The sequence below is a fragment of the Mycolicibacterium alvei genome (genome assembly GCF_010727325.1).
Taxonomy (GTDB): domain Bacteria; phylum Actinomycetota; class Actinomycetes; order Mycobacteriales; family Mycobacteriaceae; genus Mycobacterium; species Mycobacterium alvei.
The window spans coordinates 868,218-883,731 of record NZ_AP022565.1; the positions used below are offsets into that span (position 1 = coordinate 868,218).

General features: G+C 64.1%; 18 protein-coding genes. 10 read left to right on the top strand and 8 right to left on the bottom strand.

Features of this window, described 5'->3' with window-relative positions; all coding sequences use genetic code 11:
- Positions 1-309: 309 nt before the first annotated feature.
- The 3 genes from G6N44_RS04085 to G6N44_RS04095 all read left to right on the top strand — a co-directional run bounded on the left by G6N44_RS04085 (position 310) and on the right by G6N44_RS04095 (position 2,679).
- Positions 310-489, top strand: coding sequence for a DUF6131 family protein (locus G6N44_RS04085; RefSeq protein WP_163661334.1), 180 nt, complete (start codon positions 310-312; stop codon positions 487-489).
- A 405-nt stretch (positions 490-894) separates the two neighbouring features.
- Positions 895-2,016, top strand: coding sequence for a carboxylate-amine ligase (locus tag G6N44_RS04090; RefSeq protein ID WP_163661336.1), 1,122 nt, complete (start codon positions 895-897; stop codon positions 2,014-2,016).
- Between the two features lie 105 nt (positions 2,017-2,121).
- Positions 2,122-2,679, top strand: coding sequence for a DUF5994 family protein (locus G6N44_RS04095; RefSeq protein ID WP_163661338.1), 558 nt, complete (start codon positions 2,122-2,124; stop codon positions 2,677-2,679).
- 5 nt (positions 2,680-2,684) lie between these two features.
- Here the strand turns inward: G6N44_RS04095 and G6N44_RS29390 are convergent, their stop codons facing one another.
- The 3 genes from G6N44_RS29390 to G6N44_RS04105 all read right to left on the bottom strand — a co-directional run bounded on the left by G6N44_RS29390 (position 2,685) and on the right by G6N44_RS04105 (position 4,600).
- Entirely contained in the window at positions 2,685-2,888 is a 204-nt protein-coding gene (locus tag G6N44_RS29390) for a hypothetical protein (RefSeq protein ID WP_163661340.1), read from the bottom strand.
- Positions 2,889-2,930: 42 nt separating this feature from the next.
- Positions 2,931-3,482 carry a DUF5994 family protein gene (locus G6N44_RS29285; RefSeq protein WP_170309380.1) on the bottom strand — a complete coding sequence of 184 codons (552 nt, stop codon included), beginning with the start codon at positions 3,480-3,482 and terminating at the stop codon, positions 2,931-2,933.
- A 263-nt stretch (positions 3,483-3,745) separates the two neighbouring features.
- Positions 3,746-4,600: a phytanoyl-CoA dioxygenase family protein gene (locus G6N44_RS04105; RefSeq protein WP_163661342.1), complete on the bottom strand. Its 855-nt coding sequence runs from the start codon at positions 4,598-4,600 to the stop codon at positions 3,746-3,748.
- 45 nt (positions 4,601-4,645) lie between these two features.
- On the opposite strand from G6N44_RS04105, the gene G6N44_RS04110 reads away from it, so the two are divergent.
- The gene (locus G6N44_RS04110; protein ID WP_163661344.1) at positions 4,646-5,233 is read left to right on the top strand and encodes a TetR/AcrR family transcriptional regulator; all 588 of its coding nucleotides are present in this window, start codon (positions 4,646-4,648) and stop codon (positions 5,231-5,233) included.
- A 7-nt stretch (positions 5,234-5,240) separates the two neighbouring features.
- Here G6N44_RS04110 and G6N44_RS04115 read toward each other — a convergent pair whose 3' ends face one another.
- Positions 5,241-5,627 carry a hypothetical protein gene (locus G6N44_RS04115; RefSeq protein ID WP_163661346.1) on the bottom strand — a complete coding sequence of 129 codons (387 nt, stop codon included), beginning with the start codon at positions 5,625-5,627 and terminating at the stop codon, positions 5,241-5,243.
- A gap of 74 nt (positions 5,628-5,701) precedes the next feature.
- On the opposite strand from G6N44_RS04115, the gene G6N44_RS04120 reads away from it, so the two are divergent.
- Positions 5,702-6,784 (top strand): SDR family oxidoreductase, encoded by a 1,083-nt coding sequence (locus tag G6N44_RS04120; protein WP_163661348.1) that lies wholly within the window; start codon positions 5,702-5,704, stop codon positions 6,782-6,784.
- On the opposite strand, the gene G6N44_RS04125 is transcribed toward G6N44_RS04120, so the two are convergent.
- Complete coding sequence (locus tag G6N44_RS04125; protein WP_163661350.1) at positions 6,781-7,461, bottom strand: TetR family transcriptional regulator; 681 nt, start codon at positions 7,459-7,461, stop codon at positions 6,781-6,783. The two genes, G6N44_RS04120 and G6N44_RS04125, sit on opposite strands and share 4 nt — an antisense overlap.
- A 104-nt stretch (positions 7,462-7,565) precedes the next feature.
- On the opposite strand from G6N44_RS04125, the gene G6N44_RS04130 reads away from it, so the two are divergent.
- On the top strand, positions 7,566-8,591 hold the full coding sequence (locus G6N44_RS04130) for an NADP-dependent oxidoreductase (protein WP_163661352.1): 1,026 nt from the start codon (positions 7,566-7,568) through the stop codon (positions 8,589-8,591).
- A 3-nt stretch (positions 8,592-8,594) separates the two neighbouring features.
- On the top strand, positions 8,595-9,713 hold the full coding sequence (locus tag G6N44_RS04135) for an Rv3169 family protein (RefSeq protein ID WP_163661354.1): 1,119 nt from the start codon (positions 8,595-8,597) through the stop codon (positions 9,711-9,713).
- A 30-nt stretch (positions 9,714-9,743) separates the two neighbouring features.
- Here G6N44_RS04135 and G6N44_RS04140 read toward each other — a convergent pair whose 3' ends face one another.
- From G6N44_RS04140 to G6N44_RS04150, 3 genes are read right to left on the bottom strand one after another with little or no spacing between them, the layout of a single operon-like run.
- Positions 9,744-11,045, bottom strand: a complete 1,302-nt coding sequence (locus G6N44_RS04140) for a TrpB-like pyridoxal phosphate-dependent enzyme (protein ID WP_163661356.1) — start codon at positions 11,043-11,045, stop codon at positions 9,744-9,746.
- The gene (locus G6N44_RS04145) at positions 11,042-11,833 is read right to left on the bottom strand and encodes a rhomboid-like protein (protein WP_372508148.1); all 792 of its coding nucleotides are present in this window, start codon (positions 11,831-11,833) and stop codon (positions 11,042-11,044) included. The genes G6N44_RS04140 and G6N44_RS04145 overlap by 4 nt, the downstream gene beginning before the upstream one ends.
- A gap of 29 nt (positions 11,834-11,862) precedes the next feature.
- Entirely contained in the window at positions 11,863-13,245 is a 1,383-nt protein-coding gene (locus tag G6N44_RS04150) for an MprF family protein (protein WP_235682942.1), read from the bottom strand.
- Positions 13,246-13,533: 288 nt separating this feature from the next.
- On the opposite strand from G6N44_RS04150, the gene G6N44_RS04155 reads away from it, so the two are divergent.
- The 3 genes from G6N44_RS04155 (at position 13,534) to G6N44_RS04165 (ending at position 15,463) form a co-directional block, all read left to right on the top strand.
- Entirely contained in the window at positions 13,534-14,379 is an 846-nt protein-coding gene (locus G6N44_RS04155; protein WP_163661358.1) for an alpha/beta fold hydrolase, read from the top strand.
- A 124-nt stretch (positions 14,380-14,503) separates the two neighbouring features.
- Positions 14,504-15,025, top strand: a complete 522-nt coding sequence (locus G6N44_RS04160; protein ID WP_163661360.1) for a nuclear transport factor 2-like protein — start codon at positions 14,504-14,506, stop codon at positions 15,023-15,025.
- 129 nt (positions 15,026-15,154) lie between these two features.
- On the top strand, positions 15,155-15,463 hold the full coding sequence (locus G6N44_RS04165; protein ID WP_163661362.1) for a hypothetical protein: 309 nt from the start codon (positions 15,155-15,157) through the stop codon (positions 15,461-15,463).
- Positions 15,464-15,514: the final 51 nt, after the last annotated feature.

Genomic DNA, 15,514 nt, shown 5'->3' on the forward strand with positions numbered 1-15,514 from the left:
ATGTGGCGAAGTGATGGTGCCTCAATCGGTTGGCGGAGGCCTGAAACGGGTATTACTCAACCACGGAGTTGTGTGCTGCCGGCGGCCCAGAACGCTGAGGTTCCGGTGGTTCAGAACGCAGCTGCCGGGACCGACGTCATCCTGCCTTCACGTTGTGTGCAGTGGCAACGCCCCCCAGGGTTTGCGCTCCCGCCCCGCGGCAACCCCCTGAGTTCGTCGTACCGGCTCGCCGCCGCTTAGCGATCGGAGTAACTGACCCGGGCATACCTGCCCACAAACAAACATCTACACCGAAACTAGGTAAATGCCATGATCATCGTCGGAATCATCATGATCGTTCTGGGGCTACTCCTCCCCAGTCTCGTCCCCACGTTCGCCTTCGCCCATGTCGTACTTGTCATCGGGGTCATCCTGCTGGTCGTCGGCCTGCTCATGATGCTGATGGGGCGGACGGGTCACGCCGTCGGCGGTCGACGCCACTACTACTGACCGACCCGCGGTCATAGCCGACGACACGGAGCCGACGGCTGCAATCAGGTCTGTGCCTGTCCCGCGCTGAGCCGCAGATGGTACGACAACGCACTGGGGCGCAACCGATTTCACAGTCGACCTCGCGTTCCGGCAAGTCCGAAGGAGCCAAGATGGAGACCAGCAGTAACGTTTTCATCGTCTTCGTGGTGTTCGCGGTGGCAATGCTCATCGCGGTCTTCGCGTGGGTGGCGGGCAACAAACGCTGTCAGAAGCCGACATCTGTGCGGCCCCAGACTGGGGTCTGCCCCAGCGGGACGACATCCACCGCAACGCGGCGCCGACCTCCCCTGAGCAGTTCAACGACCCAGTGGGACCACGCTATCCAGCTGGTCATCAGCAGCATTTTCACTGACTGGAGGATAGATGCCACGGACGGTCGGCATTGAGGAAGAGTTCCACCTTGTCGACCTCACGACCAGGCGGTTGGCAGCGCGTGCACCAGAGCTGCTGCAACTTCTGTCTGACAGTTATGTGGCCGAATTGCAGGGCTGCGTCGTGGAGACGAACGGCAGCGTGGTCAGTACCCTTACGGAACTGCGGGCTGATCTGACAGCGAGACGCCGAGTCCTAGTCGATACGGCGTCTACTCTCGGGTTGGGCGTGGTTGCCGCAGGCGCTGTTCCATTGTCGGTGCCCAGTGAGATGCGCGTGACCCAGACTTCCCGCTATCAGCAGATGCTTGCCGACTATCAGCTGTTGGCGCGCGAGCAACTGATCTGCGGTACCCAGATTCACGTAGGAATCGACGACCGCGACGAGTCGGTCCTGGTGGCCGGCCGGGTGGCGGCATATGTTCCGACTCTGCTCGCATTGAGTGCGAGTTCACCATTCTGGTCCGACGGATCTGACACCGGCTACAGCAGTGTCCGCACACTGGTATGGCAACGATGGCCCACCACCGGTTTGGCTCCCCCGGCCAAGTCAGCCGCGGAGTACGACACGTTGATCTCCAATCTGGTTGCGACCGGGGTGATTAGCGACGCAGGGATGTCGTACTTTGACGTTCGCCCGGCCCTGCGAACGCCCACGTTGGAACTGCGCGTGTGTGACAGCTGTCCGCGGGCCGACACCATCGTCCTGATCGCGGCCCTGTTCCGCGCGCTCGTCGAACGCGAAGTCGAGGGCCTACGCGCCGGGGTGCCTTCCGCAATAGTGGTGCCCCCGCTCGGCCGCGCCGCGTTGTGGCGTGCTGCTCGATCAGGATTGGAAGGCGACCTCGTGGACTTGATAGGTCCGGCGAGTCGCCCTGCGGGCGATGTGGTCACCGACTTGGTGCAGATGCTCCGCCCACAGCTGCAGGCTTCCGGAGATTGGCGGGTCGTTGAGGAGTTGGCTCAACAGGCGCTGGCAGACGGCAGCTCAGCGGCCCGGCAGCGTCGCGCCATGCGCATGCGCAACAGTCTGCTCGACGTCGTGGACCACCTCGTCGCAGAGACCGCGGGGGTCGGGTCCGATGCGCACTGCAGTCAAGCCGGATCGGCGTAGGATCACAACTATCGGCGGTACTTCGTACACGCAACCAATTTCGAGTGTGTCATCGCTGATTTGAAGGATAGGACCGCTTCACGCAGTCCAGACGGGAGCGTCGTCATGACGCCACAGCAGACACGCAAAAATGATCAGAACTCGACCGTGCCGGCGCGTACACCACGCCTGCGGTTGAAAGCCAAGGCGCCCCAAAGCGGCTATGTTGACGGGGCTTGGTGGCCGCACAGCGATGACCTCAGCGCCGAGCTGCCGGACCTGTTGGCCGTGCTCTCGGTACGTCTGGGCCGCATCGACCGGGTGATGTATCACCTTAAGGCATGGGCCACCGCACCACGAAAGGTCACCACCGGTGGGCGAGCGGTGCGCCTGGATGGCTATCGGCTTCAGTCGATTAACACCATTGAAGTTCTCGGGCTCGACGGTGACCGGCTCACCCTACTGGTGATTCCGCCCCATACCGACGCCGACGACGCTCACCGCACCATGATGACCGCAGCGCAACCCCACAACGCCGCGACCGTCGACGGATTGCTCATGATCAGCCAGCGAGACCGTGACAGGCGCACGCAGGCATCCAATGCTCAAGAGCGCTGGGAATCAGAAGGCGGAATGACGGGGCGAGTGTATGTCGAACGTGACTCGATGCTCAGGCTGCACTAGCCACACTATGTGCGGTGATGAAATAGCCTGTGAGGCTTGCGCTTCTCGTCTCCGGCCACATCAGTCCAGCCGTCCGCCGGATAGGTCGCGGGCTGCATTGTTCCGGCTCGGACAACCTCTAGTGATCCGTCAGAGTGTTTGACATAGCGATCGCCGAAGCGTGCAAATTCATCAGTGACGCCGTCGGTGCGTGTTACTTGTACAGTCATGGTCAAATCCGATCCCTGACGATTTCGCCAGCGTTTTGGTCCTCAGAAGGCGGTCACCGGATGGGCATTCGGGGACGCACTGCGTGGTTTGGAGATTTCTGATCCCCAGCGCTGCTGGGCAATGCTGGCTCGGTCCAAGCTGATCCGGACGCGCGGGTCGATTCCAAGAAGGCGATCCACCCGGGTGTCGTCGCAGGGATGTGCGGCTCTCATCATCGTCGCGTGCGCATCGGAGGCTTCCGTATGCACAGCCAAGACCAGCAAATCGAGTCGATGAAATCCAGGTCCGAGCAGACTGATGGTTGAGATCGGTTGACGCTCATACCCGTCCAGCTTTACTAGACAGCCGTCAACGTAGATCTTTCGCGGCGCGGGCCGCCAGTCAGACAATCGGTAGAGCACTCGTTCAACATGCCCCAGCCTGACGGACAGCCCCGCTAGAAGGTCGGGAAGTTCGGCACAGAGATCATCACCGCGAGGCCACCATGCTCCGTCGACGAACCCACTGCGTGGCGCCGTCGGTTTCAACCGCAACCTCGAAATACGTGACAAGCCTTGCGGCCGTTCCCCATTCTCAACCACTTGTAGCGTCATGCGGACGCTCCCATCTATGGCCGATCGAATCGGCCTTATTGAATTGATGCCCTCAAGTCCGAACAGGCAATCGGGATGACGGAGCACCAACACGTTTAACGGTACTCGCAGTCACATGAAAAAGCGACAGCCGAGACTTCACAAGCGTCTGTCGGGCCGGCAGCGAAAAGCGAAGGGAGTATCAATCCTCAACGGAGCGAGCATTATTGAAGTCGATCATCACGAATCGTGTTGCATGGAGGGCAATCGTGCACGGCAATGCGTCAGATTGACTGCGCACCCGGCTCGAGCAGACGCTTGGGGTGCATGCCGTCGACCTGACCGATGAACGGCGGGTGGATGCTGTAGCCGAGCATGCGGCGGATGTCCTCGGAGACGGCCCGCACGGTGTCGCGGGTCATCGACAAGGTGAACGCTTCCTGCGGGCGCAGCCACGGCTCGCAGTACTGCGCGGTCAGCGCCAGGCGAGCGCTCGGGGATCGGTTGGCGCCTCCCCCGTGCCACAAGGTCCCGGGAAAGAACACGCACGACCCGGCGCTCATCACCACCGGTTCACGTTCGGCGGGCTCGGGCAGTCGATCGCCCCACTCATGGCTGCCCGCGACGATGTCGGTGGCACCGTTATCGGCAGTGAAGTCATCGATCGCCCAGATCGTGGCTGCGCCCAGCGCTTTCCGTGGTCTGGGTAACGGGTAGAAGCCGTCGTCGGTGTGCAGCATCTGGGCCTGCTCCCCCGGCAGGATGTTGATCACCTGCAACATCGACAACAGGTAGTTCGGCATGAACATCCGATCCAGCAGCGCCAGCACCCGCGGATGGTCGGCGATCCGGTCGCAGCTGCGGGTCTTGTTCAGCACGCTGTACACCCGCTGCGTGGCGTGTCCTTCAAACCCGTTGCGGCCCAGCAGGTCCAACAGTGGTCCCACGGATTCCCGAATCTCGTCGAACTCAGCCGCAGTGAGCAGATCAGGCAGGATCACGTATCCGTCGCGCAGCACCGCGGCCAGGTCTGCCTCGGCTACGGCAGGGTCCACCTGCTCACCACTGCTGGCGGTCCGCCGATAGGTGCCGGCCAGGTCACCGGCCAGCTCCGTCAACGAGTTCACTTCAGTGCTCATATCGCCCTCACCGAAACATAACTGACTTCTGTTATGGTTCGGACTATGGCACGCGCGCCGGTCGGACGTCAACAACTACTCGAGGCGGCCCGCGACGAGCTCGTACACGGAAACGGTGCCTTCGAACTCAGTGGGCTGACCCGTCGCGCCGGACTGAGTACCGGCGCCCTCTATCACCACTTCGGATCGAAGAGCGGTCTGCTGACCGCGATCTATGACGGCTTCTACGACGGGTTGCGCCACGCCATCGCCGATGCCCACTTGCCTGCAGGCGACTGGGCCACCCGCGAGCGCGACCGCACCCACCGCTTCGTCGCCTATCACCTGGCCGACCCGCTGGCGCCGATCCTGCTCAACCGCACCGCAAGCGATCCGCAGCTCACCGAGCTCGAGGCCGCCTATGTGCACAACCTCATCGACAACGCTGCCGCCAACATCCGCCACGGGCAGCAACTCGACGAGCTCCCAACGGATCTGGACCCCGACAGCGCAGCCGCATACGTCATCGGCGGCCTGCGCCACGGCATCGCACAACAACTCCGAGCCGTCCCGACACCGAGTTCCGATCAAGCCACACAAACACTTTGGCGCTATACCGCTGCCGTTCTCGGTATCGGCCAGGCCTACAGGTGAACCGGGGTCAGCTTCGGTTGTCCTGCCCGCGGCCGGCAATCCGATTCAGGGTGGAGATGCCCGGAAGGCTGGTCAACGTCCGGAAGACGTCGTTGCCCGTATTGATCAACGATTCGAGTTGCGGCAGGAGTCGGTCGAGCGTGCGGAACATCGGGTCGGCCATGGCCAGATACCGTTCGGTCCGATCGATCGTGGTGTTGAGCCGTTCGGTCGCGATCGCGAGGTTCTCCAGCAAATCGGGTAGTTGGGCGGCGAGTTGGGCCGACGCCGGCGGAATGCGCATCGCACCGCTCGCCACCGCCTGCGCAGCCCCCACGGCGGACTGGGCCGTCTCCACGGCCGCCTGAGCGGCCGATTTGAGGTCGCTGGGCTTCGGTACCTTCTGGCTACTCATAGCGCTAACTGTCCCCCACATCGGGCACGTCGTCACCAATATGATCGAGCTGACCCGCAGGAGAGGAACCCGCCATGAGCACACCCAGCACCCAGATCGACCCGGACGCGCCGGTCCTGGTGACTGGTGCCAGCGGCTACATCGGGAGCTGGATCGTCCGGTGTCTCCTCGAAGCCGGCCAGACCGTCCGCGGCACAGTGCGCAACCCGCAGAAGTCGTCCGGTCTCGAGCATCTGCACAAGCTCTCGGCTGACCATCCCGGCCGGCTGACACTGTTCAAGGCGGACCTGCTCGAGCCCGGCAGCTTCGACGAGGCCATGGCCGGATGCCAGCTCGTCATGCACACCGCGTCGCCCTTCCTGCTCTCCGGCTACCAGGATGCGCAAGAGGCGCTGATCCGCCCGGCGCTGGAGGGCACCCGCAACGTCTTGGACTCGGTCAACCGCACGGAGAGCGTCAAACGCGTGGTGTTGACCAGCAGCGTGGTCGCGATCTACGGAGATGCCCGTGAGTCACGGGACATCCCCGGTGGCGTTTTCACCGACGAACACTGGAACAGCACCAGCAGTGTCGAGCATCAGCCGTACCCCTACTCCAAGACCGTGGCCGAGCAGGAGGCCTGGCGGTATCAACAGGCGCAGGACCGCTGGGACCTGGTGACTATCCACCCGGGACTGGTGCTCGGCCCTGCCCTGACCACTGCCAGCGACTCGGCCAGCCTGAGCACGATGAAGCAGTTCACCGACGGCACCCTGCTGGCGGGGGCACCCGCACTGACCATGGGCGTGGTGGACGTGCGTGACGTCGCCGATGCTCACCTACGGGCCGGCTTCACCCCCGAGGCGCACGGCCGCTACATCGTCAACGCCGAATCGCTGACCCTCCTGGACATGGGCAAGGTGCTGCGCCGCCGGTTCGGCCCCTGGTATCCGTTCCCGAGGATGACCGCACCCAAGGCGGTCATAAAGGCCATCGCTCCGCTCGCCGGGTTGACCCGAAAGTTCGTCGACCGCAACGTCGGATACCCGTTGCGATTCGACAACAGCCGCAGCCGCAACGATCTCGGACTGGCCTACCGGCCCACGGAGCAGACCATCACAGAGCACTTCCAGCAGATGCTCGACGACGGGCTGGTTCGCAGGTTGCCGGGTAGCTAGTCCGCAGGTTCCGGCGGAAGCCCGTACTGCACCGCGATACCGGTGAGCAACATGGTCATTCGCTGTTGGAAGCTGTCTTCGCTGAACGGATCGAACCCGGACTGGGCGACGGCGCGCAACGCCGGATAGTCGGACGCGGAACGTTTCGCCGTGAGTTTGAAGATCCGGGCCAGCCACGGCTGTCCGCTTTCGGCGTGGAGGTGTTCACGGTGCGCCTCGGTGACACTGCCGATCGCCATCGCGCTCACCGCGGCCCAGACCGCCATCGCGTCGTCGGGTGCGAGACCGTGCTCAGTCAGTGCCTCGACCGCAGCGCCGTTGCACTCCATCTCCATTTCATCGCGCACCCCGCCCGAGACGAACTTCTCCACCAACGCCGGCTGCGATGCCAGTACGGTCCGGATGTATAAGGCGTAGCTACGCATCCACGTCGCCCAGTGTTCGCCGGCGTACCGAGGTGGCGGCGACGTGACCAACGCGCTCTCGGCGGCCAGGAGCAATAATTCGTCCTGGTTCTTCACGTGGTGATAGAGGCCGGGCACGCTGACGCCGAGATGCTCGGCGACCAGGCGCATGGTGACATTCTCACTCCCGATCTCCACCACGGCCGCGACGATGGCGCGCTTGTCGATGCGGGGCGGCCGACCGCGGCGCGGCGCTACGTCGTTGGAGGTCACGAAATCCTCCTACCAGGCGGGACATTCTCGGGCTGAGGGTTGACGCTATTCGATGTGAGTTCTGATAATCAATATGGAAATTCGGATGACTACGGGAGACGTGAATGACTGACGCCGCACATCGCCAGAACCGCCAGATCCTGTTGCGCCGCCGCCCGGATGGGCTGGTCTCCCCCGATGACACGGAGATGGTGACCACATCCGCTCCGGTCCCCGCCGACGGTGAGGCACTGCTGCGGACGACGTATGTGGGTATCGATGCCGCCGCGCGCACCTGGCTGGACGGCGAACCCGGCTACCTACCGGCCCTCGAATTGGGCGAGGTCGTCCGGGCGGCCGGTATCGGTGAAGTTGTCGAATCACATTGTGACGCCTACAAAGTCGGCGATATGGTCACCACCTTGACCGGATTGCAGGACTACGCGATCATCCGCGACGACCTGTTCAGTACGCCGGTGGTCGGTTACACCGATCCGCTCGCGGTGATGTCGATCTACGGTCCGACGGGCGCCACCGCGTACTTCGGCATGAAGGGTGTCGGCAAACCACAAGCCGGTGAGACCGTCGTGGTGTCGGCGGCCGCCGGTGCCACCGGGTCGGTCGCCGGCCAGATCGCCAAGATCGCCGGTGCCCGGGTGGTCGGTATCGCGGGTGGCTCCGAGAAATGCCGGGTCGTGGTCGAGGATTTCGGCTTCGACGCGTGCGTCGACTACAAGGCCGGCGACCTGACCGCCGCGCTCAGAGATACGTGCCCGGGCGGCATCGACGTCTACTTCGACAACGTCGGTGGGGACGTCCTCAACGCCGTGCTGGCCAACCTGGCCCACAAGGCCCGCGTGGTGATGTGCGGCATCATCTCCAGCTATCTCAACGGCGATCACCCGGGCCCGTCCAACTACGTCAACCTGCTCGCCACATCCTCGACGATGCAGGGCTTCATCGCACTCGAGGAGTGGGCACACTTCGATGAGGCCTTCGCCGCCCTGAGCGAATGGGAGCAACAAGGTCTGCTCGTCCATCGTGAAACCGTCTACGAGGGACTCGAATCCAGTATCGACGCCCTCAACGGACTGTTCACCGGCGCCAACATCGGCAAGATGCTGGTGAAGATCAACGAGTCGGGAAGCTGACCCGTGCTGACGCCGTTCGACGACTATCCGATTCACGCCTCGGCTGATCCGGTCGCCACACCGGTGAGTGCTGACCCCAACCACTACGACCGCTACTGGTTCAACGGTCATCAGCGCGACGGCGAGTTCTACTTCGGTGCGGCGATGGGCCACTACCCGGTTCGCGGGATCATCGATGCCGCCTTCAGCCTGGTCAAGGACGGCGTGGAACATTCGGTGTTCGCCTCAGGGGCCATGCCGCTGGACCGTTCGGCGACCATCGGCCCGTTCCGCATCGAGGTTGTCGAATCGCTGCGCACCATCCGCTACATCGTCGATTCCAACGAGCACGGCATCTCCTGCGATCTGACCTTCCGCGCCACCACCGTCGCCATCGAGGAACCGCGCCAACAGCGGCGTACCGCCGAAGGCATCGTGCTGACCGATCACACCCGGCTCACCCAGTGGGGATCCTGGGAAGGAACGATCTGTGTCGACGGTGAGGATCTGACCGTCGAAGCCGGCGCGGTTCCCGGAACCCGCGACCGGTCCTGGGGAGTCCGGCCCATCGGTGAGCAGGTGCCTGTGCTCCGCGAGCCGATGCCGTTCCAGGTGTTCTGGCTCTGGGCACCTTTACATTTCGGTGATCGATTCACGCACTACGCCTTTCATGAGCACGAAGACGGCCGCCGGTGGTTGGAGACGGCCCAGATTCTCGACCCGATACCGGCGGGCGCCTCTCCGTGCAGCCGGGTCGGTGTACGCGAGTGCTACGACATCGGCTATGAACTCGAGTGGGAACCGGGAAGACGCGAGATCCGGCGGGCTCACCTGTGGTTCACCGATCCCATCGAAGGCGAAACCCATATCGAGGTCGAGAAGCTGTTCACCTTCCGGATGCGCGGGCTCGGCTACTGGCATCCGCAGTGGGGACACGGTTCCAATCATGGACAGTTCGAGATCGGCCGGGAGTCCATCGATCTCGACGACTTCGATCCCATCGACTTCTCTTCGATTCACCTGCAGAACGTCGTCAAAGCCACCATGGGTGATCGCACCGGAATCGGTGTGGTCGAGCAGATCGCGATCGGACCACATACACCGTCAGGGCTCACGGGATTCATCGACGGCTACCAACCCTGAGGCTGCGGTGTGGAAATGAGCAACCAACCATCAGAAATTCCCGTCCAGGAACTCCGCGTACGCCGGCAGATCGAGTTGGCCGTGACCTGACAGCCCGATGACGACCACCTGCTCGGCCGGATCGTCGGCGACGTGCTGGGCAGCGGCCGCAATCGCGTGGGTGGATTCCGGCGCCGGGACGATGCCCTGAGTCCGCGCGAACAGCACACCCGCGGAGAACGCGTCATGCTGACCGACGGCGATTCCCTCGACCAGTCCCAGTTCGACGGTATGGCTGAGTGCCGGCGCCATGCCGTGGTAGCGCAGTCCACCCGCATGGATCGGGTCCGGCACGAAATCCATTCCGAGCGTGTGCATCTTGAGCAGCGGGGTCAGGCCCGCCACATCACCGTGGTCGTAGCGGTACTCCCCCTGCGTGATCGACGGGCACGCGGTCGGCTCTGCAGCCACCACCTTCGGATTGGACCGTCCGTGAATCTTCTCGCGCAGGAACGGGAACGCCAGCCCGGCGAGGTTGGAACCACCACCGGCACAGCCGAACACAACGTCGGCACCGTTCGGCTCGACGGCGGCGAGCTGCGCCACGGCCTCCTGGCCGATCACGCTCTGGTGCAGCACCACGTGGTTCAGCACGCTGCCCAGCGCGTAGCGGGTGTCGGGATCGCCGGCCGCGACCTCGACCGCCTCACTGACGGCCATCCCGAGACTGCCGGTGGTGTTCGGGGTCGCTGCGAGGATCGCGCGCCCCGCGGCGGTGAGATTCGAGGGACTTGAGTGCACGGTGCCGCCGTACGTCCGAATCAGGTGACCGCGGTACGGCTTCGACTCGTAGGACGCACGCACCTGCCAAACCTCGATCTCGAGACCGAACTGGGCCCCGGCGAACGCCAGCGCGCTACCCCACTGCCCGGCGCCGGTCTCCGTCGTCAGCTTTCGAACCCCGTCGATGCTGTTGTAATAGGCTTGCGCCACAGCCGAATTGGTCTTGTGGCTGCCGACCGGGCTGACACCCTCGTATTTGATGTAGATATGGGCACCGGTGTTGAGTGCCTGCTCGAAGCGCCGGGCCCGGATCAACGGGGACGGTCGCCACATCGAGTAGATCTCCCGCACCGCATCCGGGATCGCAAAGTAGGGCTCGGTGGACACTTCCTGCGCGATCAACCCGCTCGGGAACAGCGCAGCAAGGTCGTCCGGGCCGACCGGCTCCTTGGTCCCTGGGTGCAGATGCGGCGGGATCGGCTGATCGAGTTCGGCCGGCAGGTTGTACCAGTGCGTCGGCACCTCGACCGTGACCAGATCGGGATGGGCGGCGTCGGCGGGCAGCGTCATGCGGCCACTGTAGCCAGGTCGGCGCTGACGCTCGCCGGCCTGGCGAACCAGCGCCCCCGAGCCCACGTGGCAATCAGTGCGACGGCCACACCCGCGGGCAGCGCAATCGGCGCCACCTGCGGCGAAACTCCGACGAGTAGCAGCAGTCCAAACGCGATACCGATCGCCAGCAAGGACAGCCGGGGCGGCGTCCAATGCGAATCAGAGCTGAACCGGATCGACAACAGAATCCCCAGTATCAAGGCGACAGCGTGGCCGGCGGCGGCGAAATCTGACCCCGCAACCGTGACCACCAGGGCAATGGTGGTCCAACCGCCGATCCAACCCGGGCGCCACCGGGCCGGTATCGCCGCGGTCAGGGTGCCGAGGACGGCGAGAGCGCCGTAGCTCAACCCCACATCGTTGGCGTGTGCCACAGAGATGGGCAGCCAGCCGAGTTTGATCGCGGTGGCCAGTCCGGCCGCCACGACCAGGGTGGCCCCGATGTGGCCGAGCGCGAATGCCTGGATCAACCGCGTGCTGCGCCAGTGCAGCTCTGCCAACGCGAGCAGGCACACCAGGCCGGGCAGCAGCAGATATGTATATCCCTCGGCAGTGACGAAGGCGCTGCCGAGGAGTGTTCCCAGATTGCCCCGCCCAAGGTTCTCCAGGTTGGTGCTCAGCTGGCCGACCACACGGTCCTGCGCCTGGGGCCCGAGGAGCAGCAGCAGCGACGCGATCACGAACAGTGCCGTCGCGTACGTCAGGGTGACTCGGACCCGGACCAGACTGGAGAAAAATCGCGACAACATCTCGGTCCAGCATACCGTCGGTGCGACTACCGAAACGCGCTGGTCAATTGCGTCGGACGGTGTGGAGCGAGTTCCAAAGTCAGCAATGCGGCCGCCGCGGGAAGGATATCGACCAGTGGCAGCAACACGTAGCGCCGCTCGCCCAACGCGTCGAACTTCCGGACGTAGCGATACAGCGATTCCAGCTTGATGAGCCGGTCGCCGACGTGTGCCAGGGTCCGCACTGCCCGCACGCCGACCTCATCGCGGTGGTCTCCCCCGAAGAGATCGGGGAACGGCGCGAAGGCCAGCGAGATGCGCTCTCCCCCGTGCAGTTGGGCCCAGGTGATCATGTCGACGGTCAGCCGCTCGTCGATCCCGTTGGGTGCGCCCGAGCGGCGCCACGGCAGGTCAAGGCTCAGCTCGGTGCCGCCACCTGCGCTGGCGTAACGCTGGAATGCCTGTATCCGTCCATCACGATCACGTGCGTAGATCAGCCACACACCCGGGTAGCGGCCGGTCAGGGCACCACCGAGCATCATCGAGAACCCTCGTTCAGAACTGACCGCCTTGCCCGACTGCCGCATCACGTCGAGGAGTTCGGCCCGCAGCGCACTATCGACATCGGATTCGGCGACCACCTCCGTGGTGATCCCGGCGTTACGGGTCCGCTGGACCGCCTGCCTGAGATTGCGCATGCGCCGGCCGACGAGATCGAAACCGCTGACTTCCACCACGACGTCACGCCCGATCGGAATGGCCCGCAACCTGTCGCCGGTCACAGCCCGGCTACTCCACAACGTCAACAGACTCTCCGAGGCGCCCAGCACGACGATTCGCCATCCCCGAGTCCGGCACAGGGTGGTAAAGGCAGCGACCACCTCCGGGTGGCGGGTCCGGTTACCGATCGGATCGCCGCTGACCACCGCCAACCCGGCCAGGGAGCGGTAGGCCAATGCGGCCGTGCCATCCGCGGAGAACACGTAGCTCTTGCCCGCAGCCATCGCGAACGGCGCCAGCGGATCACCTTTTGTTTCGTTGACCAGCGATGACACCGCGGGTAGCGCGTCTGGTTGCGCTATCGACGCCCTCGGCCTGACCAACATCGCCGCGGCGAGTACCAGGCAGATCCACCCGTCCGCCGGGTGACCGATCACCACGGCGACCGCCCCGAGCAACACGGCCGCCGCCGCGGTGGCGCCGTGGGCCACGGTCATCGGGCGCCCTAGAAGCAGACCGTGCAGCAGAACCGTCGCGGCCAATGACACCGCGATCAGACTCATCAGCGCCGACTCGTGACCGATCCGTCCCGTGCCGTGGTCGACGACCAGTGCTGCCACGCTGCCCGCGAAGGTCAGCATCACCACGCCGCGCAGAAAGTGCAGCCGTAGCCTGCGGTGCGCGTCGACACCGGCAGCATTCGCCGTCACGCCGGTAGGTGGGCGTGAGGCCGGTGCCGGTGACGGAGTCACATCTATGTCTCCCCGTGCTGCCCAAAGGAATGGATCTTTCCCTCTGTCACCAATATACGAACCGGAACCGAATCCCGCAGACGTTCCGTTTGCAGCCGGATGATTCGTAGGAGTCGTTACGCGAGAGCAGGTTTCAGCGGTACGGCTCCGCGCCGCGTCACCGTCCTGGGCTTCTACCGGGCGCGATGTTCCATGAGGTGGGACCGCCGAGGATCCTGCCCTCAGGCAACCCGTAGGTTGGTCGCCATGACCGAGCTGGAACTGAAGCAGATCGACACCTCCGCCGGAGTGCTGCGGTATTTCGACACTGGCGACGGACCGGCACTGCTGTTCCTGCACGGCTCTGGCCCCGGAGTCACCGGTTGGCGCAACTTCCAGGGAATTCTGCCCACCTTTTCCCAGCAGTTCCGTTGTCTCATCCTGGAATTCCCTGGATTCGGGGTCACCGATGACATTGGCGGCCACCCCATGATCACCGCCCAGGGCGTGGTCGGACCCTTCGTGGATGCCCTCGGTATCGACCGCGTCCACATCGTCGGCAACTCCATGGGCGGCGGCGTCGGGATCAACTTCGCCATCCGTCACCCCGACCGTATCGGCAAGCTCGTCACCATCGGGGGAATCGGCACCAACCTGTTCAGCCCGGGCCCCAGCGAGGGCATCCGGTTGCTGCAGGAGTTCACCGAAGACCCGACCCGCCAACGCCTGATCGACTGGCTGAACTCAATGGTCTACGACCCGGCGCTGGTAACCGACGAGTTGATCGAACAGCGCTGGGAGTTGGCGACCGACCCCACGACGCTTGCTGCTGCCAAACGTATGTACGGCAAGGCGGCCTTTGCGGGAATGATGGCCGCCATGCGGTCGTCCGATGCCCCGATGGCCTGGGCGCAGATGCACAAGGTAGCCGCCCCGACGCTGCTGACCTGGGGCCGAGATGACCGGGTCAGCCCCCTCGACATGGCCCTGGTCCCCATGCGAACGATCCCGAACGCCGAACTGCACGTATTCCCCAACTGTGGGCACTGGGCCATGATCGAGGCGAAAGGAGCCTTCGAGCAGACCGTGCTGGGATTCTTGACCCGCAGCTAGCGTGCCTGGCGCCGGTATAAATCCATCGTTGAATCTGCGATACAGCTATGTATATTAAGCGTGTGTGCCACGCCAGATGAGCTGCTGGCCGCTCCTATCGCTCCCCCAATGGAAAAGGATCGCAATGGATCTGGTCGATCGAATCGCCAAGCACCGCCGTATGGCCGAGAGCTACCGGGACAAATACGTACTGCGGAAGGTCCAGGCAGGCGAGTCCTATGACGAGTGGGAGTTCACCGACGACGCCGTGTACACCTCCCCCTACTTCGTAGCCGGGCAGGAACTTGTCCTCAAGGACGTGGCGACGTCCTTCGACGTCGCGGCCACCGTCGAAGCGAAGGCCTACTCGGTGGTCTTCCCGGACTGGAAACCCGTCGACCACAAGTTCTGGCCGGCCGAGAACGGCCTTGTCATGCGCTACCGCTGGGAAGGCACCACTGCCGACGGCGAGACGATGGGCTTCTACTCGATCAGCTTCATCGACACCAACGAGGACGGCCAGATCACCCACTGGTCGACCTACGTCAACGACGAGGAGTACGGGCCTTTCCTGGAGAAGGCGATCGGCGCTCGCGGGCCGTTCCACGGCGACGAGTACATGGAGGCGCTGGCCCGCCACTTCGAAAAGCACAACCTGACCTGGTGAGCGGTTTTCATCTCGTTACCGACCACACAGCCCCTCCCCACAGTCAGCGCAGGGCAAACACAACCCACCGAAGTAGCTTTGCTCTCCGTGCGGCACCGTCGTCGCACTGGTCAGAAACGGAGTAAAGCAATGCGTTTCAGAAAATCCGTGGGCATATCGGCGATGGCGGCAGGCATCGGTATGGCCGGGTTACTCGGTCTTGGCATCGGCACCGCCAACGCCGAACCGGGACCTGGCTGCGACCGTCCGGGTGCACCGCAGTGCGACCGTCATGATGACCGTGGCGCCCGGCCCGGCGACTGGCACGGTCGGGGCATCGACGCGGGGCGACGCGATCATCGACCGTTCGAGTGGAACGGCCAGCGGGTGACCCCGATGCCTTCCGGTGACGGCCGCGGTTGGGGCTTCTGGTTCCTCGACCGTTGGGTTCCGATGTAGCCGATCCGATTCCGGTGGGGCACTCATCCCCTAGTGCCCCAACGGAATCCG

Excerpts from the sequence above, each read along its gene's own strand:
- G6N44_RS29285 (WP_170309380.1), bottom strand. The coding sequence starts at position 3,482 with ATGACGCTACAAGTGGTTGAGAATGGGGAACGGCCGCAAGGCTTGTCA.
- G6N44_RS04165 (WP_163661362.1), top strand. The coding sequence starts at position 15,155 with ATGCGTTTCAGAAAATCCGTGGGCATATCGGCGATGGCGGCAGGCATC.
- G6N44_RS04130 (WP_163661352.1), top strand. The coding sequence starts at position 7,566 with ATGACTGACGCCGCACATCGCCAGAACCGCCAGATCCTGTTGCGCCGC.
- G6N44_RS04155 (WP_163661358.1), top strand. The coding sequence starts at position 13,534 with ATGACCGAGCTGGAACTGAAGCAGATCGACACCTCCGCCGGAGTGCTG.
- G6N44_RS04115 (WP_163661346.1), bottom strand. The coding sequence starts at position 5,627 with ATGAGTAGCCAGAAGGTACCGAAGCCCAGCGACCTCAAATCGGCCGCT.
- G6N44_RS04120 (WP_163661348.1), top strand. The coding sequence starts at position 5,702 with ATGAGCACACCCAGCACCCAGATCGACCCGGACGCGCCGGTCCTGGTG.
- G6N44_RS29390 (WP_163661340.1), bottom strand. The coding sequence starts at position 2,888 with ATGACTGTACAAGTAACACGCACCGACGGCGTCACTGATGAATTTGCA.
- G6N44_RS04095 (WP_163661338.1), top strand. The coding sequence starts at position 2,122 with ATGACGCCACAGCAGACACGCAAAAATGATCAGAACTCGACCGTGCCG.
- G6N44_RS04110 (WP_163661344.1), top strand. The coding sequence starts at position 4,646 with ATGGCACGCGCGCCGGTCGGACGTCAACAACTACTCGAGGCGGCCCGC.
- G6N44_RS04090 (WP_163661336.1), top strand. The coding sequence starts at position 895 with ATGCCACGGACGGTCGGCATTGAGGAAGAGTTCCACCTTGTCGACCTC.
- G6N44_RS04140 (WP_163661356.1), bottom strand. The coding sequence starts at position 11,045 with ATGACGCTGCCCGCCGACGCCGCCCATCCCGATCTGGTCACGGTCGAG.
- G6N44_RS04085 (WP_163661334.1), top strand. The coding sequence starts at position 310 with ATGATCATCGTCGGAATCATCATGATCGTTCTGGGGCTACTCCTCCCC.
- G6N44_RS04160 (WP_163661360.1), top strand. The coding sequence starts at position 14,504 with ATGGATCTGGTCGATCGAATCGCCAAGCACCGCCGTATGGCCGAGAGC.
- G6N44_RS04105 (WP_163661342.1), bottom strand. The coding sequence starts at position 4,600 with ATGAGCACTGAAGTGAACTCGTTGACGGAGCTGGCCGGTGACCTGGCC.